This window comes from Lacrimispora sp. 38-1, from assembly GCF_049890855.1.
GTDB lineage: Bacteria > Bacillota > Clostridia > Lachnospirales > Lachnospiraceae > Lacrimispora.
Genome location: NZ_JBANEW010000047.1, coordinates 18,078 through 37,201 on the forward strand (window position 1 = coordinate 18,078; position 19,124 = coordinate 37,201).

Below are 19,124 nucleotides of genomic sequence, written 5' to 3' on the forward strand. Positions count from 1 at the left end.
AAGGGGAAAAATGAGAGATACAGCAGTTGTAATTATGGCAGCAGGAATCGGAAGCAGGTATGGAAACGGAATCAAGCAGCTGGAGCCTGTTGGACCAAATGGAGAAATCATTATGGATTATTCCATTTTTGATGCCCTGGAAGCCGGTTTTAACAAAATTGTTTTTATTATCCGTAAAAATATTGAAAAAGAATTCAAGGAGGTAATTGGCAGGAAAATTGAGAAACTGGCTCCTGTAGAATATGTTTTTCAGGAACTGGACGATTTGCCGGAGGGATTTTTCCTGCCGGAAGGAAGAGAAAAACCATGGGGAACAGGACAGGCAGTATTGGCGTGCAAAGGAATCCTGAAGGAGCCGTTTGCAGTAATTAATGCGGATGATTATTACGGTAAAGAGGCTTTTATTAAAATACACGATTATCTGGTCACCCATGAAGAGACAATACCCGGCAGCTTCTGTATGGCAGGTTTCATGCTGGGCAATACGTTAAGTCCCAATGGTGATGTGACGAGAGGCGTCTGCTCAATAGATGAATCAGGAAATCTGTCGTCTGTGACTGAAACATTTCATATTAAGAGGCAGGCAGACGGAACGGTCAAAGGCGAGGATGAAAGCGGGAAGCGGATAAATTTATCTGGTGATAATCTGGTATCTATGAATATGTGGGGGGTGACTCCCGGATTTTTTACAGATCTGGAAGCTGGATTTGTTCATTTCTTAAAAAGTATGAATGATGGTGAAAAAAAGAAAGAGTATTTATTACCGGTACTGATGGATGACCTGATAAAAAGGGGTAAGGCGAAGGTGGCGGTTTTAAAAACCAGTGACAAATGGTTTGGTGTTACCTATCAGGAAGATAAAGAAGAGGTGAAAAATCAGATCACTCAACTGATAGAGGAAGGAAAATACCATGCAGATCTGTATGGGAAACATGTAAGCGGAGCAGGCAGATTATGAAGCTGGTCATCACGGGTGGTGCTGGTTTTGTGGGATGTAATTTTGTACAGTACATGGTCAGCAAATATACATCCTGGGACATTATTACTGTAGATTTACTGATTTTACCGGAAAACTTAAAAAATCTGGAATCCATTGAGGATCGTCCTAATTACAAATTTGTAAAGGGAGATATTACAGACCGTTCTTTTGTATTTCAACTGTTTGAAACGGTGAGACCGGATATTGTGGTAAATTTTGCAGAAGTAAATCAGGCGGGCTTTTATGGTGCTGACGCGGACGTCTTTAACAGGAACAATGTAACCGGTACAGTTACATTGCTGGAAGCATGCCGCAGATATGGAATCAGACGGTACCATCAGGTATCCACGGACCGGGTATATGATACGGGTATATTAGATTCCTATAGCGTTTCCAAAGCCAGCGGAGATTTATATGCTCTCGCCTGTTACAAATCATCTGGTCTTCCGGTTACCGTTTCACGATCTTCCAGCAACTTCGGTCCGTATCATTCTTTGCGAACGTTGATTCCCATGGCGATTGTCCGGGCTTTTACAGACAGGGAAATACCAATGTACACAACTGGAGAAACTGTCTGTGACTGGCTTCACGTATCGGACCACTGCCGGGCAATTGATCTCATTCTTCAGGAAGGACAGGCTGGGGAGGTATACGATATAAGCGGTCATAATGAAAGGACGAATCTGATGGCAGTTAAGACAATACTAAAGGTGCTGGATAAATCTGAAAGCCTTCTCCGGTTTGTGAAAGATTATCCGGCAGATAAGAAGTGCAATGTACCAGTACCGTCAAAACTTGAAAATGAACTGGGGTGGACCCCTTCTTATGATTTCGAAACAGGGATCAGGCAAACAATCAGGTGGTTCTGGAATAATCAGAGCTGGTGGAATTCTATCGAGTTAAATCATGCCAGATAAATGGAGGTGCAGAAGATGTATAAAATAGCAGTTGCCGGTACAGGGTATGTGGGGTTATCCAATGCAATTTTACTGGCGCAGCACAACGAGGTACAGGCAGTAGATATTTTAGAAGAAAAGGTTGCTGATATCAATAACAGGAAATCCCCGATCATGGATAAAGAGATTGAAGAATATCTGGCGGCAGGAAATTTAAATTTAACAGCAACAACAGACGGAGCTGCTGCATACAGGGATGCTGATTTCGTCATTGTTTCCACCCCGACAAATTATGATCCGGTAAAGAATTACTTTGATACCAGTTCTGTAGAAGCGGTGGTTGAACTGGTCATAAAGACCAATCCAAATGCAATTATGGTGATTAAATCCACAGTTCCTGTAGGTTATACAGAATCTATAAGAGAAAAATATAATTGTGAGAATATTATTTTCAGTCCTGAGTTTTTAAGAGAAGGACGGGCACTCTATGACAATCTGTATCCTTCAAGGATTATTGTGGGTGCGCCGAAGGAGGACAAAAGACTAAAGAAAGCAGCAGAGACATTTGCCGGATTGCTTGCAGAGGGAGCAGTCAAAGACAATATTTCCATACTTTTAACCGATTTAACGGAAGCGGAAGCCGTGAAGCTGTTTGCCAATACATATCTGGCTCTCAGAGTCAGCTACTTCAATGAATTAGATACCTATGCTGAGATGAGGGGGCTGAATACGCGGGACATTATAGAGGGAGTGGGATTGGATCCAAGAATCGGCAATTACTATAATAATCCCTCCTTTGGTTACGGCGGGTACTGCCTGCCCAAGGATACGAAACAGTTTCTGGCTAATTATTACGACGTACCCCAGAATATCATGAGTGCAATTGTGGAAGCAAACAAAACGAGAAAGGACTTTATTGCAGACCGGGTTCTTCAAAAGGCCGGATATTATACATACGCAGAAAATACCGGATTTGATGCCGGTAAAGAGAAGCGGGTTGTTATTGGAATATTCCGGTTGACGATGAAGGCTGATTCTGATAATTTCCGGCAAAGCAGCATTCAGGGAGTTATGAAACGCATCAGGGCTAAAGGAGCGGTAGTGGTTATTTACGAACCGACGCTCAAAGATGGCAGTACGTTCTTTGGAAGTTTGGTTTTAAATGATCTGACCAAATTTAAGAAAATAAGCAGTGCAGTGATAGCAAACCGCTATGATTCCGTATTGGATGATGTGGAGGAGAAGGTATATACAAGAGATTTATATAGAAGAGATTGATGATAATCGGGAGATGGGAAAATGAGAAACGAAACTATGAAAATTTGCCTGGTGGGATCATCAGGCGGTCATCTGACTCATTTATATATGCTGAAATCATTCTGGCAGGACAAAGAGCGGTTTTGGGTAACCTTTAATAAAGACGATGCAAAAAGTCTGTTAAAGGATGAAAAAATAATATCCTGTTATTATCCTACAAATCGCAGCTTAAAAGCATTGCTCATTAATACGCGGCTTGCCTGGAAGACCATCCGGAAAGAAAAGCCGGATATCATCATCTCTTCGGGGGCAGCTGTGGCAGTTCCGTTCTTCTATATAGGAAAGCTGTTCGGAGCAAGGCTGATTTATATCGAGGTTTATGACCGGATTGATAAGTCTACCATGACCGGTAAAATGGTATATCCTATCACGGATAAGTTTATTGTCCAGTGGGAGGAGATGAAAAAAATATATAAAAAGGCAATTAACCTGGGCAGCATATTTTAATTATTTACAGGGGGCAGATGAATGATTTTTGCGACGGTTGGGACACATGAACAGCCATTTAACAGGCTGCTTGAAGAAATTGACAGATTAAAAAAAACTGGGATCATCCTGGAAGATGTAATCATTCAAACCGGTTACAGCACCTATGAACCCCGGTATTGTGAGTGGCATAAGCTGCTTCCTTATGACGACATGGTGAAAAATGTTGAACATGCACGAATCGTGATTACCCACGGCGGACCTGCCAGTTTTATTATGCCGCTTCAGATTGGAAAAATTCCGGTGGTGGTGCCGAGACAATATGAGTTTCATGAGCATGTAAACAATCATCAGGTTGAGTTTACAAAAGCAGTTAAGGAGAGATACGGAAACATCATTCCAGTTTATCAGATCTCAAAGCTTGCAGATGTGATTGTAAGATACGATAGTATTATTTCCAGTATACCGGCAGGAATTATGAGTAATAACGGAGCATTCAATAAACAGATGGAACTGCTTGTTAAGGGATTGTTTAGAAACGACCAGGAGACTGACCGATGGCAAAAGTAGGAATTTTATCCATGCAGAGAATTGTAAATTACGGCTCTTTTTTACAGGCTTATGGGCTTAAGATGCTTCTTGAAAAATTAGGGCATAACGTGGAGTTTGTGGATTATCACACAGAAAAACCGTTGATTTCCGAATCACGATTTCAAAAGCCGGGATCATTTTTGAAAGTCCGCAAGGTGTTTAGAGCATTTCAGTATGATGCTCCATGGAAGCATCGGATTCAGTTTGTTTTATATAAAAAGCAGTTTGCCGGAAAGTATCTGCCTATCCTTGGAATTACACCGGAAATGAATTACCTGCCGGAATTAGATGCATTGGTGATCGGCAGTGATGAGGTTTTTAATTGTATTCAGTCCAATCCCAATGTTGGTTATTCTTTGGAATTGTTCGGAAAAAATCAGAGGGCAAAAAAATTATTGACCTATGCAGCTTCTTTTGGAAATACAACAATGGAAAAATTAAGACAGTATCACAAGGACAGGGAGATCGGCTGGTATTTAAAAAGATTTGATGCGATATCGGTTCGTGACAGAAATTCAGGCCGTATTGTAAGTGAATTATCGGGTGTGATACCGGAATATCACCTGGATCCTGTTTTGGCGTATGACTACATAGGGGAATGCAGGCTGATTCCCCATATAAAGACGAAGGAACGGTATCTGATTCTTTATGCGTATTCCGGAAGAATCTCCAGAGAAATAAATGACTGGATTTTCGCTTACGCAAAAAAGAAAGGATTGAAAGTTTATTCCTTAGGCGGAATCCACAGATGTGCGGATCATTTCATCGATTGTTCTCCGTTTGATGTGCTGGCATATTTTCAGAATGCGGAAGCTGTTATTACAGATACCTTTCATGGAACCATATTTTCTATAATAACAAAACGGAAATTTGCAACGATTATCTGTAAGAGTACAGGTAATTCCTACGGAAATGAGGAAAAACTGAGTGATCTGCTAAAGAGGACCGGACTATCTGAACAGGTCGCCGCAAGTGTCAATGAGATTGAATCAGTTTTGGAAAGAGCAATTGATTACACAGCGGTTGACAGGATTATTAATGCGGAACGGGTGAAAACCCTGGATTATCTGAAGAAACAGATTGATTGTTACGGTGAGGACAAGCATGGATAATATAATGAAAATCGGGAAGGCGTGTGTTGGCTGCAGAAGCTGTGAGCAGTCCTGTCCCCAGACATGCATACGTTTACAGCCGGATCGGGAAGGCTTTTTATATCCCTCTGTAGATGAGACGCGATGCACCGGATGCGGATTATGCTTAAAGAAATGTCCGGCTTTTGATTTTAAACCCCAGGGGCGCAGACCGGTCCGGGTATTCGGATTGAAAAATAATGATAAAAAGCGTATTTTACAATCCGCTTCCGGGGGCGCTTCAGACCTGTTTGCCCGTTCTGTCATTCAGGCGGGTGGCAGTGTCTATGGATGTGCTTATACGGAGCAACTGGAAGTAAAGCACATAAAGGTGGATAAGGCAGAGGATTTATATCGTTTACAGTCATCAAAATATGTTCAGTCAGATGTAAATGATTGTTATAAATCAGTAAAACATGAACTGAATAAAGGAAAGTTAGCTCTGTTTACAGGTACGCCCTGTCAGGTGGCCGGACTGTATCAGTATCTGGGAGCCAGATCCTATGATAATCTGTTTACTCTGGATCTGATCTGCCATGGAGTCCCCTCACCGGAATTTTTAAGAAAGTATTTTGAGTATCAGGAAAAAAAGCTTGGAGAGAAGCTGGAGTATTTTAATTTCCGTTCAAAAGAAAAACGGGGGTGGGGGACCCAGTATCTATTAAAGACAAAGACCAAAACAGAGACGAACCTCCTTTCCCTTGATAAATACGGAAAGCACTTTATAAATGGGGATTGTTACCGGGAGTGCTGCTATGAATGCAGATATGCAAATACTGACCGGGTCGGTGATATTACTGTGGGAGATTTCTGGGGGGTGGAAAAAAGTAATCCCGGATTTGCATCGGCAGCAGGAGTTTCCGCCGTTCTGATCAATTCTTTACAGGGAAATAAATTATTTGAGAGGGTGAAAGGACAGGCCAGTGTAATAGAAACCAGTTTGGAGGCAATTCTTCCGAAACAGGGGAACTTGCAGCATCCCACAGGCAGACCCGCAGGGCGGGATAATTTTTATGAGAGAATCAAGGACGAAAAATTTATTGAAAATCTAAAGGTGGGAGTGTGTATGAAGGAAAGACTGAAAGCATTTCTGCCGGGAAAGCTTGTTCAAATACTGAAAAGTGTGAATTAGAAGGAGGACTCTGTTTGCGGATTTTAGTAATTAATACAACGCCATTTACCTATCAGGGAATTGCCTGTGTTATTCGAAACTATTGCTATCGGATAAAAAGTCCGGGGCTTCAAATAGAATATGCGGTATTTGATCTGCATCCGGAACTGGAGAAAGAATTGAAACAATCCGGTCTTGTTTATTACAGGCTGGCCAGCAGAAGGACACATTCCAAAATATATTTTAAACAATTAAAGCTGCTTTTAAAAAATGGGCATTTTGATTGTGTCCATATTCATGGAAACAGTGCTATGATGCTGCCTGAACTTGTATTAGCAAAGAACTGCGGGATTGAAAAACGGATTGTGCATTGTCATAACACAACCTGTAACAATCCTCTTTTAAACAGTCTGCTGCTTCCATTGTTTTACAGATTAAGCACAATCAGACTTGCCTGCAGTGAAGAAGCAGGGAACTGGCTGTACAAAGGCAGATCTTATACTGTTTTAAATAATGCCATTGATACGGAAACGTTTCGCTTCGATGAATTAAAAAGAAGTTTAAACAGAAAAAAACTGGGATTGGAAAATCAATTTGTAATCGGTCATATAGGCCGGATCAATGAACAGAAAAATCATGAGTATCTGGTGCGGGTTTTTAAAGAATTTCATGACCATGTGCCGGATAGTAAGCTGATTTGTATAGGCGAAGGGGCATTGCGCCCAGAATTGGAACAATTAATTTCAGATCTGAAACTGGAGGAGCATGTCATGCTGCTGGGCGAACATAAGAATGTGGAAAATCTGTTAAATGCCATGGACTGCTTTGTTTTTCCCTCTAAGTGGGAAGGGCTGGGAATGGTGCTTTTAGAGGCGCAGGCGGGGGGATTGCCATGCATTGCTTCCGATGCGGTACCGAATGAAGCGGATATGGGACTCACCAGGTATCTGCCGTTAGGAGACACGGCTTGCTGGTGCCGGGCAATTGAGGACATAAAAAACAGAGAACAAAACAGGTGCAAAACCAGTGAGCAGTGTAGAAAGACATTAAAACAAAAATCATACGATTTGAATGAAAATATAAAACAATTAGTCAATATCTATTTAGATGTTTCACATGCAGGAACGTAAGGAGGTTGCCGTGAAAATAGCAGGATTAACTTGGTGGAGAAACAACTATGGTTCTGTACTGCAGGCATATGCTCTGCAACGTGTAATGAATGAATTTGAAAATATTGATTATGAAATACTGAATCAGTATAGCGGGAAAGTAGCCTCCGTGGATAATTTCTACCATAAAATCAAAACATTTGGTATCAGGAAAACCATTCACAGGATTGTGTGGAAATTTGGTACAAAGAAGCTGAGGAACCGTAATCTGGCGTTGCAGAAATTTGTTGATGAGAACCTTAAGACTTCAGAAAAACATTATAAAGAAGAATCCATCGATACGGCCAATGAAATATACGATGGATTTCTATGCGGCAGTGATCAGATCTGGAATCCGGAACTGACCACTTTGGACAGCATTTACTGGCTGGGATTTGTGAACCCGGGTAAACTGAAAATTGCATATGCACCAAGTATAGGCATTGACCAGGTAACGAAAGATCAGAAAGAAATTATCAGAGAAAATCTTAATACGTTTCATGCGGTTTCGTGCCGGGAAGAAAGCGGACGCAATCTGATTTCTTCCATTCTGGGAACAGAAGACTGTGAAACCGTTTTAGATCCCACACTTCTGGCAGATCGTACTGTTTGGGATAATATTTGCCCCCCCAGGCGTTTTAATGAAAAATATATCTTTGTCTATTTATTAAGAGGGACAGAGCAGCAGCGAAAACTTATAGAAATGTATGCTCATTTTATCAATTTAAAAATAGTAACAATGCCTTTTCTGGATCATGAACACATCAATAAATATGATAGAAAATTTGGTGATATTAAATACTGGGATGCGTCCCCTTCTGACTTTATCAGTGTCATTCGGTATGCAGATGCTGTATTTACAGATTCATTCCACTGTATGATTTTCAACTGTCTGTATCACAGGAAATTTTATCTGTTTCCCAAAATCGGAGCACACCAGATGAACCGGTTAACCGATTTGCAGAATATGCTTCATATATCGGCAAGAATGCTTGGAGATAATGCGACAGTGAGAGACATATTAAGTATGAAAGCTATAGACTGGGACATGGTCGACAACATAATAAAGGAAAAAAGAGTGAAATCAAAGTCTTATTTGAAAAAGGCTTTGGGAATCGCATGATTGTTGGTGGTGTCTGATGGATAAACAGGTATATGCTTTTAAAAACACGGATACGGAAGTGATGAGAAGTACTTCAGGCGGTGCATTTACAGGGCTGTGCTATGCGTTTGAGCTCTTACATAAGAACCGTAAAAAATATATTTACGGCGCTGAACTGACAAGCAGTCTAAAAGTGCAGCACACGGGTGTTGCATCCGCAAAAGAATGCAGTATTTTTCAGGGCTCTAAATATGTGAAAAGTGATTGTAACGATTGTTACTCTGAGATCGCCAGTCAATTGAAAAATGGCTGTTTTGTATTATTTTCCGGCACTCCGTGCCAGGTTGCAGCGCTTAAAAATTATATTGACAGGGAAGGAATAACAAAAGACCAGCTTTTTACGGTTGATCTGATTTGTCATGGAACTCCAAAAACACGGGTATGGAACGATTATAAAGAGTGGCTGGAAAAAAAGGTTCATGCTGGATTAAAAGAATACTCGTTCCGTTATAAGCCGGAGGGGTGGAAGGCATACCCGGCCCGTGCATGTTTTGATAATGGAGTGGTATTAAAGAATACGGCTTTACTGTCTGTATTCTCCCGCCTGCATATGACCGGATATATCACGGCCAAAGCCTGTTTTTCCTGTCCGTTTTCTAACATGGACAGACCAGGTGATATTACTTTGGGAGATTTTTGGGGAATTGAAAACATGAATACTGCAATACCATGGAAATACGGTGTGTCGCTCATGCTGGTTAATACAGAAAAAGGAATGGATTTAGTAAAGAGCTTGTCAGATACGGTACAAAAGAACCAGGAAATGTTTTTGGAGGAGGTGAAAAGCCAGGAATACAGGAAATACCAGCATAATCTCAGCAGGCGGACAGAAAAACCCGAGCTTTATGATGAATTCTGGAAAGATTATGATCAGACCGGTTTTGAAGCCGTCATAAAGAAGTATATAAACTATGGCATGAAATATAAAGTGGTGTTTCTTATCAAAAAGGTTGCAAGAAAAACTCCTTTCATACATTTGTATCGAAAGAAACGGCGGGATAAAATACGGTAATACAACAAAATTGCATGAAAGGGACAGGAACATACTATGAGGATTCTGATTGTAAATACATTTTATTATCCTAATATGCAGGGCGGAGCAGAACAAAGCGTTAAATTGCTGGCAGAGGGGCTTGTAAAAAAAGGGCATGAGGTTGGGATTTTCAGCGTGGATTCCAGAGATGGAAATTGTGAAACAGCTATACATAATGGTGTTAAGATATACCGGTTCACATCCAATGATTTTAATTTGTACCGGTTTAGCTATGATAAAAAAAACGTGGGTAAATTTGAAAAAATCCAGCAAAAGTTACTCTGCTATTGCAATGTAAAATGCAGGAAAGATTTTGAGTTTGTCTGCAAAGAGTTTAAACCGGATATCGTTCATACCAATACCATTTATGGGATGTCGTACCTGATCTGGAAAGCTGCATATAAATATAAAATTCCCATTGTACATACCATCAGGGACATCTCCGTTGTATCTCCGGTTCAGTATGGTCATAAAGCCAATTTTGCAATACGGATGATACACAGGCTCTATATGCGTTCCTTTTCAGAATATGTTTCCTGTGTTACCGCTCCTTCCAGGTATACCCTTGAAACCTCCCTTGCAGCCGGGTGCTTTAAACGTGCCGGAGTAAAGAAATGCATCTTTAACAGTGTTGCCATAAATCACAGTGAGACAGAAGCGATTATGAAAGAAAAGCAGGACCGTACTTCACCCCACATTAAGTTTATGTATGCAGGACGTCTTGTGTATTTTAAAGGCATTGAACATATGATCCAGGCATTTGAACGCATGCAGTACAAAGATTGTGAGCTTTCTATCTGCGGAAATGGGGAAATGGAGGAATATGTGAGAAAATGTGCTGCACAAAATCCCCGCATTGTATTCTGTGGAAAGCTTGACAATGAAAGGCTGGCGGAAAAATATAAAGAAAGCGATATCCTTATCGTTCCTTCTGTGTGGCCGGAGCCGTTTGGACGGGTTCTGATAGAGGGAAATAAATACGGTCTGCCGGTGATTGCCGGACGCTGCGGCGGAATGCCTGAGATTATAGAAAATACACAGGGCGGGGAAACTTATGAAGCCGGAAATGCCGGTCAATTGGCTGAATTAATGGATAATCTGGCTGAACGTAAACGTTATAAAAAGTATTTTAATTCCATACTTCAAACCATTGATATTTATAATATAGACAGGCAGATCGATAAATTTGAACAAGTATATCATGAGATTTTAAGGCGGTGAGATAATTTATGGATATTGTTTTTGTGATTCTTCACTATACTGCAATCAATATGACAATCAGCTGTGTGGCATCCATACGCAGATATATTGATACGGGTAGCTATAAAATAATTATTGTTGATAATTGTTCCCCGGATGATTCGTGGAGAGAACTAAATGTGATTCTGGGGCAGGATGCTGATATTATTTTGCTTCACAGTGATGTTAATGCTGGATTTGCACGGGGCAATAATATAGGATTTTCTTACGCAAAAGAAATGTATCATCCGGAATTTCTTGTTTTAATGAATAATGATGTTCATTTAATTGAGAGCTGGATCTATAAAAAATTAAAGCAGAAATATGAGGAGACGGATTATGCTGTACTGGGACCCATGATTATAACCGGGGAAGGCAGCATTTGTTCCTCTCCACTGCGTAAGGAAATACTTTCGGCTCAGGGGGCCAGGCGGGCGATCCGGAGATATTACCGTTTATTAAGATTAAACTTCTTCGGTCTTGACAAGTACTACCGGTGGATAATGTCAAAATTTCATGAGCATATACCGCAGTTTTCAGTGGAAGAACGGCTGGTTTCCCATGAAAATGTGGGGATCCATGGTTGCTTTATGGTTTTTTCTGAGAATTATAGTTCCAGATTTGAGGGGCTGGATCCCAGTACGTTTCTATATATGGAAGAAGATATTCTTTTCCTGCATTTAATGAAAAATGATCTGAAATCCATATATTGTCCTGATATCACTATTTATCATAAAGAAGATGCTTCCACGGATTCTGTATTAAAAAGCAGCCACAAAAAGAATGGGTTTGTGTATAGAAATTGTATCAATTCCCTGAAAAGCTATTTGAAGATTTTAACTACATATGAAGAAAAGGAAAAATGTAATGGCTATAATGGGCAATAAATTTTTATTAAAAAATTTCACCATCGATGTTTTTGCATTTCTAGTTATGTTTCTGCCGAGGCGATTATATTTTTTCGGTGCATTTAGTTATCGGATCGTAATTTTATTTGTATTTGTTCTCTGTCTCATACTTAGAAAAGGCAGACTATCCATATCCAATAAGATAATTGATATTCCCATGATACTATATTTTGTAATTGCCGGGATTATTTCTTTTATACATTACCAATTTTCTACAGGTATTGGTTATTTCATTGATACGTGTCTGATTTTGATTATTATATATAATTTATTGCAGAAAGAACAGGATATAAATAAGTTTATCAATATGTTTCTGCTTTTTTTATCAATATATGCAGCTCTGGGAATTCTTGAGTGTTTAACAGGATTTAATATATGGGATCTGGTGTGTTCTGCCGGATATCAGCGATACAGATTTGGTTTATACAGAAGCTATGGTTCAAGTACAAATTTTACGAATAATGGTGCATTTCTGATGCTGTGTTTACCAATTGTTGTATGGAAAATGCAGCAGGAAGAGGTTCAGAAAAAAAAATATGCGGTTATTTACGGGTTAGTACTCCTTAATATACTTGCAACGCTGACCAGATCAATCATTTTATGTACAATCTTACTGCAATTTATCTGGTTACTAAAATCGGGAATGATCCAATTTATAAAAAAACATTTTTTGCAGGTTATGGCAGCGGCGGCGGCTGTGGTTCTGCTGGTTAATATTCCGGTTGTAAATAATTTTTTAAATCAGTTTATTTCCATGTTTGTTGCTTTGTATGATTATGAAACTGCGAATGAAATTTCAGATTCCTTTGGTTCCAATGCAAATGGGATCGGGCAGAGATTTTTATTATATACCTGGATATTCGAAGCAGTGAAAGACAAAATTTTATTCGGATTAGGTCCGAATTGCCCGTTCGAATATGCCTTTACGACTTTAACCGGTAAACGAATGATTAAGACTTCAATTGAAAACCAGTATTTAGTACATCTATACCGGTATGGTATGGCAGGTTTAATCAGTTATTTGGTTATGTTAATCAGCATTATATCCAGATTGTGGGAAAACAGGGAAAGTGATCTTACCGGAAAAGGCGGGAAATGTACATTTGGTTTTATGATTTTGACAACAGCCTTTATTTACTTTATAAGCGGTCTGTCTTTTGCTGCATCAGATGATTTTAGGATGTTGTTTCTTTTATTATCATTATTTTTTGCCCATTGTCAGCTTATAAAACGAGGAGAACCTGCGAATGATGAATGCTCTAGTGAAATATAAAAAAAAATGGAATGCTATGTCACCGGTTGCGAAATCTTCCATGGCGATGATATTTGCGAAATTTTTTCAAAAAGGCCTGAGCATGATCAGCGGGCCTGTTTTTACCAGAATCATGTCATCATCGGAATATGGTATCATTTCAACGTTTACATCCTGGCAAAGCGTGCTCTATATTATCGCAACGTTAAATATGGCCAGCGGCGTTTTTAATAATGGAATGATAGATTTTAAAAAAGACAGGGAATCGTTTACCTTTTCCATCATGTGCCTGGCTAATCTATGTACGTTTCTATGTATGGGTGTATATTTTTTGTTTTACAGGTGGTTAAATCCTCTGTTTGATATGCCTGCCAGCCTTATGGCGGTAATGCTTTTATACTTTATTTTTACCCCGGCTTATAATTACTGGATGGGAAAGCAGCGGTTTGAGTATCAATATAAAGGGATTACTGCTGTTACCATAGTGACCTCCTTACTTTCATTTGTGTTATCGGTCGTTTGCGTACTGATGGTCTCCGATCAGTACAAGGCCGTAACAAAAGTAATGGCAGCTGAATCTGTTTCCATTGGTATCGGTGTTTTCTTTTTTATTTTTATAATAATAAAAGCAAAGGGGAAAATTAAATTCGCTTATTGGAAATATGCATTGGAATTTAATCTTCCGCTCATCCCCCATTATTTGTCCATGTATGTTCTTTCAAGCTCGGACCGGATCATGATCAGCAAATTGATTAATACAAGTGCAACCGCTGTTTACAATGTTGCTTATACAGTTGCAGGGATCATGCTGATTTTCTGGAATGCGGTAGATGCATCGTATGCACCCTGGATCTATCAGCAGATGGAACGGAAAAATTATCAGTCAATAAAAGTAAGAGGGAATCAGGTACTTTTGTTTTTTTCCGGTCTTACGATATTATGTACTTTATTTGCACCTGAAATTATCTGTATTTTAGCGCCTGAAAGTTATCACAGCGGAATTTATGTAATTCCATCGGTGGCAGCAGGAGTGTTTTTTACAGCCTGTTATTCTTTATACATGAGGCTGGAGCTGTATTTAAAAAAGACCAAAACAGTAATGGCAGCCACATGTTCTGTTGCAGTTTTAAATTTAGTTCTGAATTATATATTTATTCCTGAATTCGGATTTATTGCTGCAGGATATACAACACTGGTATGTTATGGGCTGCTGGCATTTTTTCATTATTGCTGTGTCAGGCATTTAGGTTTTAGTCATGTCTATGATAATAAACGAATTTTAGGTTTGTCCTGTTTTGTGGTTTTGATTACGGTAATTATTTCAGAAATTTACAGTTACATGATGATCCGTTACAGTTTAATCGCAGTACTTGGACTGGTAATGGTAATAAAAAGAAAAGAAATTGTTAAGATGATGAAAAAATAAGTGAAAGGTCGGGGAGTAGTACATATGAAAATTGGAATATCAGGTTTGCTGTTTCATGCAGGCAATAAGGGCTGTGAAGCTCTTTCCTATGCTTTTTTAAATCTCATTGATGAGATCGCAGGAAGGCAGAAAGATAAAATAGAAATATCCATAATTTCAACGTTTCCGGCAAAGAAATTTTTAAAAGCAAAAGGAAATTACACAACGTGTATGAGGGAATTTCTGCCTAAGTATACCTATAAAAATTTAAACATTGGATTTTGCTTTTATAAAATGGTTTACGGTAAATATATGATTTCATCTGAAATAAAGAAATGCGATGTTGTTTTTGATTTTACTGCAGGAGATAGTTTTACAGATATCTATGGACGCAGGCGTTTTTTTGTACGCACTGGTTTAAAACAGAAAATCATTGATATGGGAATTCCACTGGTGCTTGGAAGCCAGACAATCGGGCCGTTTCAGGATAAAGATGTCAGGGATATGGCTGTAAAGGTCATAAGTGGCTGCAAAGAGGTTTATGCCCGGGACCAGTTATCAGCAGATTATACGTTTCAAATAAGCGGAAGAAAACCGGTCCTGACTACAGATGTGGCATTTGCTCTGCCCTATACAAAAAGTGAACATAAAAATAAGATCGTAAGCATTGGATTCAATCCATCCGGCTTGCTCTGGAATGGAGGTTACACCGGAGACAATCAATTCGGACTTACCGTAGATTATCAAAAATATTGCAGGGAGGTTATACGGAGTCTCCTGAAAAAATATAAAGTTTTTTTAATTCCCCATGTTCTGTCCTATCAAACCCAGAATGTGGATAATGATCTGATTGCAGTATATGCATTAAAAAAGGAATTTCCGGCTTTAGTCGTGATTGATGATTTTACCACACCTATGGAAGTAAAGTCTCATATTGCACGCATGGATGGGTTTATTGCGGCACGCATGCATGCGGCAATCGGGGCATTTTCTGCAAACGTAGCCTGCGTCCCATTTTCTTACAGCCGGAAGTTTGAAGGATTATTTGACAGCCTGGGGTATGGCAGGGTCATACATGGATGCTCGGAAACCACTGATTCGGCGATAGAAAAAACCCTGGAATGGATCGAGAAGCATACGGAACTTAAAAAAGAGGTCATTGCGTGCAACAGGCTGGCAAGTGAAAAAACCAATCAATTAAAAGATAACCTTGAGACGCTGCTTTATGGAGGGGAAGGAACTTGATGAGACAGGAAAATACAGTTTATGCCGGGAGTGATGAGATGTACACGGAATTCTGTTCCGGCTGCGGATTGTGCATATCACAAAAGAAAGCACAATGGGAAAAAGATAAGAAAGGATTTTTAAACGCTGTCAGCAATGATAAGGGCTTTCATTCATTTTGTGATAACGTTTGTCCGGCCAGTGGAATGCAGTGCCGGGAATTGGAAAAGGGAACTGTATGGGGACGGAATACCGGTGTCTATCTGTCACATTCGACAGATGAGTCTATCTGGTTTGAGGCCTCCAGCGGAGGTGTTCTGACTTCATTATGCTTATTTTTGCTGGATAATAAAATGGTGGATGGAATTATACAGACGAAAATGGATCCGGACAATCCAATCGGTACAAAGACCTCCTTAAGCAGAACACGGGAAGAATTACTGGATTGCTGTGGTTCAAGATACTCGGCTTCGGCTCCGTTATGGGATATAAATGATTATTTAAATGGGGATGAAACATACGCATTTGTAGGAAAACCCTGCGATGTGACTGCCCTGCGCAATTTTGCAAAAATAGATAAAAGAGTCAGTGATCATATAAAATACATGTTTTCATTTTTTTGTGCGGGTGCACCAAGTGAACAAGCCAATATCCAGCTTTTGAATAAGATGGGGTGCGGGAAAGAGGGGTGCGTTTATTTAAGGTACCGGGGCGATGGGTGGCCTGGCTATGCAACGGCCATTGACCGGCACGGTGTGACGTTTCAATTGGATTACAGAAGTGCGTGGAGGGATACGCTGGGCCGGGATATACGTAAAATGTGCCGGTTCTGTCTGGATGGGATCGGAGAAATGGCGGATATCAGCTGCGGAGATGCCTGGTATCTGGGAGAAGATAACAAGCCGTTGTTTACGGAAGCTGCGGGAAGAAATGTTGTCTTTTGCAGGACCCAGTGTGGAAAAGAGTTGTTTTTAATGGCATCGGAAGCAGGCTGTCTGACGAAATCCGATTACCCTGAATTTGAAAAGAAACTGCCTTTGTATCAGTCGTATCAGTATGAGAGACGTACAACAATGGGAACAACCATACTGGCTTTAAAAGCAATGGGGAGAAGATATCCCAAATATAGTGCTGAACTTTTGAAATCCTATGGGAAACGAGTTGGATTAAAGCATAAAATCAGCCGGTTTAAGGGCACCATTGAAAGAATTGCCAAGAAGAAACTATAATTTGTCATAGAAAGAGGACCAGTATAATTGATTACGTATATTTTAGAAGATATGAAACAACCGGTTTCCTACTTAATATCCGGAATCGGAGCAGCCATTGCGGCATACTTCTTTTTGAAATGGATCAGGTGCTGCGTGGGGAAAAAACGAAAGAGAGAAAAGGACGGCGTCAGCCTGTTTCTCTGGGTTGCATACATAGTGGTACTTGCAAGAACGGTTTATTTTTGCAGACCTTCCTTATCGAGGAATAAAGTAAATATGGCAGTGATGGGGACATGGGGGACATCACTGCGTTCACATGTCTATGTAATTGAAAATCTTATGTTATTCATACCTTTTGGTATATTATTACCCTTATGCTTTCCCAAAGCCCGAAAAAGCCTGATCTGCATCTTATCGGGCTGTTTGCTGAGTGTTTTTATTGAAACAGTTCAATACATGACCCAGAGAGGGAATTGCGAATTGGATGATGTTATCATGAATACTTTAGGGACGTTAGTGGGGTGGGTGATTTATACTGGTTTAAAAAAATGGTAAAATATAGTATATTACTATGAATTATAGGTTACGAAAATACGATTGAATTTGTTAAAATCTACTAAAAAGTAATAAAAATGCAAATATTGCTATACTATTTCTCATTTATGCCGATAAAAGTAAGAGACAAAAAGAGGAGTAGGAGCAGGAGTATGAAATCATCAACATTAAAAAAGATAGTTATGGTTATTTTAGCAGTATTGGCAGCGATTCTTTTGGCGGGATATCTGCTGATATCCGGCGCGATAAAGAAAAACAGAGTCCAGCCTATGGATTTTACGCAGGATCTGAATTTAAAGAAACCAGATCCGGTAAAGGAACAGCCTTCCGTCCTGTTTTTGGGAAACAGTATGACTTATTATAATGACCTTCCCTCTGTGTTTACGCAACTCAGTCAAAGCGGCGGATATATGCCGGAGGTTTATGAACTGACAGAAGGTTCCTATCGTCTGGAATATTTTGCAGACCGTGAGGATGAGGTGGGGAGCCAGGTGTATGATGCGCTGGAAAACTATACCTGGGATTATGTGATTTTACAGGAGCAAAGCGGAATTGCAACAATGGGGGAAGATGTGATGTATCCCGCAGCAAGGACCCTTGATACTATGATCCGTCAGGCACAGGGAGAGTCGGTATTTCTCATGACCTGGGCTTATAAAGAAGGTATTTCAGTTGATTTTCTGCCGGGACTTAAATATAAGGAATCAAGAGCTGAGATGCAGACAAAAATTGCAGGTCATTATATGAACATCGCAAAGGAACTGGATGCCATGCTGGCTCCTGCAGGAATTGCTTTCATGCGGTGCGCATCACAGTTTCCGGAGATTGAATTATGGGATGAAGATGAAAATCATCCGTCTCCTGCAGGTACCTATCTTTCTGCATGTGTCTTATATAAGGTTCTTTATGATCAATCTCCGGAGGGACTTGAGTATTCAGGAGATTTAGATCCTCAGACGGCTGAAAAATTACAGCTGATTGCGGCAGGTATTAAGTAGCAGAGTTTTCTGCTATTTCGATATAATCAATAAACAGATGGAGAAAATACGTATGAGAAACAAATGGAATGTTACGGTAAACGGAATAAATCATGAGATTTCGTTTAAGACAGGAGTGTTTAAGGCAAAGGCAGTAGTTGACGGTGTTTCAACCCCAGTGAAGAACAACAGCATGTTTATCCGGCTTTTTGATTTTCCGATCAATCTGGATGGAACTACAGTCCACCTGACAGCAATTGGCAATAAAATTGATCTTGCTGTGGATGGAGTCTATGTAAACTCAAAGAAACCTTATGTTCCTTTTGAAAGTATACCTAAGTGGGCTTACCTGTTGTCTGCAATTCTGATTGTAGGCGGCTGGGCTTCGTGCGGTTTAATCGGAATGCTTCTTGGACTGCTGTCAAGCACTCTTATTATCAGCAGATCTGTTACACCACAAAGAAAGAATCTGATTCCTTTTACCATAGGTGTTACTGCTGTGTGCATAATTTTAGATTTACTAATTACATTTGGTGTTATTTTAATGACTGTATAAAATA

At 39.9% G+C, this 19,124-nt stretch carries 19 protein-coding genes; all 19 read left to right on the forward strand.

The genetic code is table 11. From position 1 onward, the window contains the following. Positions 1-10 precede the first annotated feature (10 nt). The 19 genes from V7D18_RS10475 (at position 11) to V7D18_RS10565 (ending at position 19,120) form a co-directional block, all read left to right on the forward strand. Positions 11-958 carry a nucleotidyltransferase family protein gene (locus V7D18_RS10475; RefSeq protein ID WP_426154098.1) on the forward strand — a complete coding sequence of 316 codons (948 nt, stop codon included), beginning with the start codon at positions 11-13 and terminating at the stop codon, positions 956-958. Next, entirely contained in the window at positions 955-1,896 is a 942-nt protein-coding gene (locus V7D18_RS10480) for a dTDP-glucose 4,6-dehydratase (RefSeq protein WP_426154100.1), read from the forward strand. Before V7D18_RS10475 ends, V7D18_RS10480 begins: the two co-directional genes overlap by 4 nt. A 15-nt stretch (positions 1,897-1,911) precedes the next feature. Then, positions 1,912-3,153 carry a nucleotide sugar dehydrogenase gene (locus V7D18_RS10485; RefSeq protein ID WP_426154102.1) on the forward strand — a complete coding sequence of 414 codons (1,242 nt, stop codon included), beginning with the start codon at positions 1,912-1,914 and terminating at the stop codon, positions 3,151-3,153. Between the two features lie 36 nt (positions 3,154-3,189). Next, positions 3,190-3,639: a PssD/Cps14F family polysaccharide biosynthesis glycosyltransferase gene (gene pssD / locus V7D18_RS10490; protein ID WP_426154132.1), complete on the forward strand. Its 450-nt coding sequence runs from the start codon at positions 3,190-3,192 to the stop codon at positions 3,637-3,639. A gap of 21 nt (positions 3,640-3,660) precedes the next feature. Then, positions 3,661-4,188 (forward strand): glycosyltransferase, encoded by a 528-nt coding sequence (locus tag V7D18_RS10495; protein ID WP_426154104.1) that lies wholly within the window; start codon positions 3,661-3,663, stop codon positions 4,186-4,188. Further along, positions 4,176-5,321, forward strand: coding sequence for a polysaccharide pyruvyl transferase family protein (locus V7D18_RS10500; protein ID WP_426154106.1), 1,146 nt, complete (start codon positions 4,176-4,178; stop codon positions 5,319-5,321). Before V7D18_RS10495 ends, V7D18_RS10500 begins: the two co-directional genes overlap by 13 nt. Continuing rightward, positions 5,314-6,471 carry a Coenzyme F420 hydrogenase/dehydrogenase, beta subunit C-terminal domain gene (locus tag V7D18_RS10505; protein WP_426154108.1) on the forward strand — a complete coding sequence of 386 codons (1,158 nt, stop codon included), beginning with the start codon at positions 5,314-5,316 and terminating at the stop codon, positions 6,469-6,471. The genes V7D18_RS10500 and V7D18_RS10505 overlap by 8 nt, the downstream gene beginning before the upstream one ends. A 14-nt stretch (positions 6,472-6,485) precedes the next feature. Next, complete coding sequence (locus V7D18_RS10510) at positions 6,486-7,580, forward strand: glycosyltransferase (protein WP_426154110.1); 1,095 nt, start codon at positions 6,486-6,488, stop codon at positions 7,578-7,580. A gap of 10 nt (positions 7,581-7,590) precedes the next feature. Then, positions 7,591-8,721, forward strand: coding sequence for a polysaccharide pyruvyl transferase family protein (locus V7D18_RS10515; protein ID WP_426154112.1), 1,131 nt, complete (start codon positions 7,591-7,593; stop codon positions 8,719-8,721). A 16-nt stretch (positions 8,722-8,737) separates the two neighbouring features. After that, positions 8,738-9,772 carry a Coenzyme F420 hydrogenase/dehydrogenase, beta subunit C-terminal domain gene (locus V7D18_RS10520; RefSeq protein ID WP_426154114.1) on the forward strand — a complete coding sequence of 345 codons (1,035 nt, stop codon included), beginning with the start codon at positions 8,738-8,740 and terminating at the stop codon, positions 9,770-9,772. Positions 9,773-9,808: 36 nt separating this feature from the next. Further along, positions 9,809-11,014, forward strand: coding sequence for a glycosyltransferase family 4 protein (locus V7D18_RS10525; RefSeq protein ID WP_426154116.1), 1,206 nt, complete (start codon positions 9,809-9,811; stop codon positions 11,012-11,014). Between the two features lie 8 nt (positions 11,015-11,022). After that, positions 11,023-11,919: a glycosyltransferase gene (locus tag V7D18_RS10530; protein WP_426154118.1), complete on the forward strand. Its 897-nt coding sequence runs from the start codon at positions 11,023-11,025 to the stop codon at positions 11,917-11,919. After that, a complete protein-coding gene (locus V7D18_RS10535; protein WP_426154120.1) occupies positions 11,900-13,213 on the forward strand; it encodes an O-antigen ligase family protein in 1,314 nt (437 codons plus the stop codon). Before V7D18_RS10530 ends, V7D18_RS10535 begins: the two co-directional genes overlap by 20 nt. Next, positions 13,188-14,618 (forward strand): lipopolysaccharide biosynthesis protein, encoded by a 1,431-nt coding sequence (locus V7D18_RS10540; protein WP_426154122.1) that lies wholly within the window; start codon positions 13,188-13,190, stop codon positions 14,616-14,618. Before V7D18_RS10535 ends, V7D18_RS10540 begins: the two co-directional genes overlap by 26 nt. Positions 14,619-14,642: 24 nt before the next feature. Beyond that, positions 14,643-15,842 carry a polysaccharide pyruvyl transferase family protein gene (locus tag V7D18_RS10545; protein ID WP_426154124.1) on the forward strand — a complete coding sequence of 400 codons (1,200 nt, stop codon included), beginning with the start codon at positions 14,643-14,645 and terminating at the stop codon, positions 15,840-15,842. Then, positions 15,842-17,050, forward strand: coding sequence for a Coenzyme F420 hydrogenase/dehydrogenase, beta subunit C-terminal domain (locus tag V7D18_RS10550; protein ID WP_426154134.1), 1,209 nt, complete (start codon positions 15,842-15,844; stop codon positions 17,048-17,050). The genes V7D18_RS10545 and V7D18_RS10550 overlap by 1 nt, the downstream gene beginning before the upstream one ends. 27 nt (positions 17,051-17,077) lie before the next feature. Next, positions 17,078-17,587: a VanZ family protein gene (locus tag V7D18_RS10555; RefSeq protein WP_426154126.1), complete on the forward strand. Its 510-nt coding sequence runs from the start codon at positions 17,078-17,080 to the stop codon at positions 17,585-17,587. A 152-nt stretch (positions 17,588-17,739) separates the two neighbouring features. Beyond that, entirely contained in the window at positions 17,740-18,585 is an 846-nt protein-coding gene (locus V7D18_RS10560; RefSeq protein WP_426154128.1) for a DUF4886 domain-containing protein, read from the forward strand. Positions 18,586-18,637: 52 nt separating this feature from the next. Continuing rightward, positions 18,638-19,120 (forward strand): hypothetical protein, encoded by a 483-nt coding sequence (locus V7D18_RS10565; RefSeq protein ID WP_426154130.1) that lies wholly within the window; start codon positions 18,638-18,640, stop codon positions 19,118-19,120. The last annotated feature ends 4 nt before the right edge of the window (positions 19,121-19,124 follow it).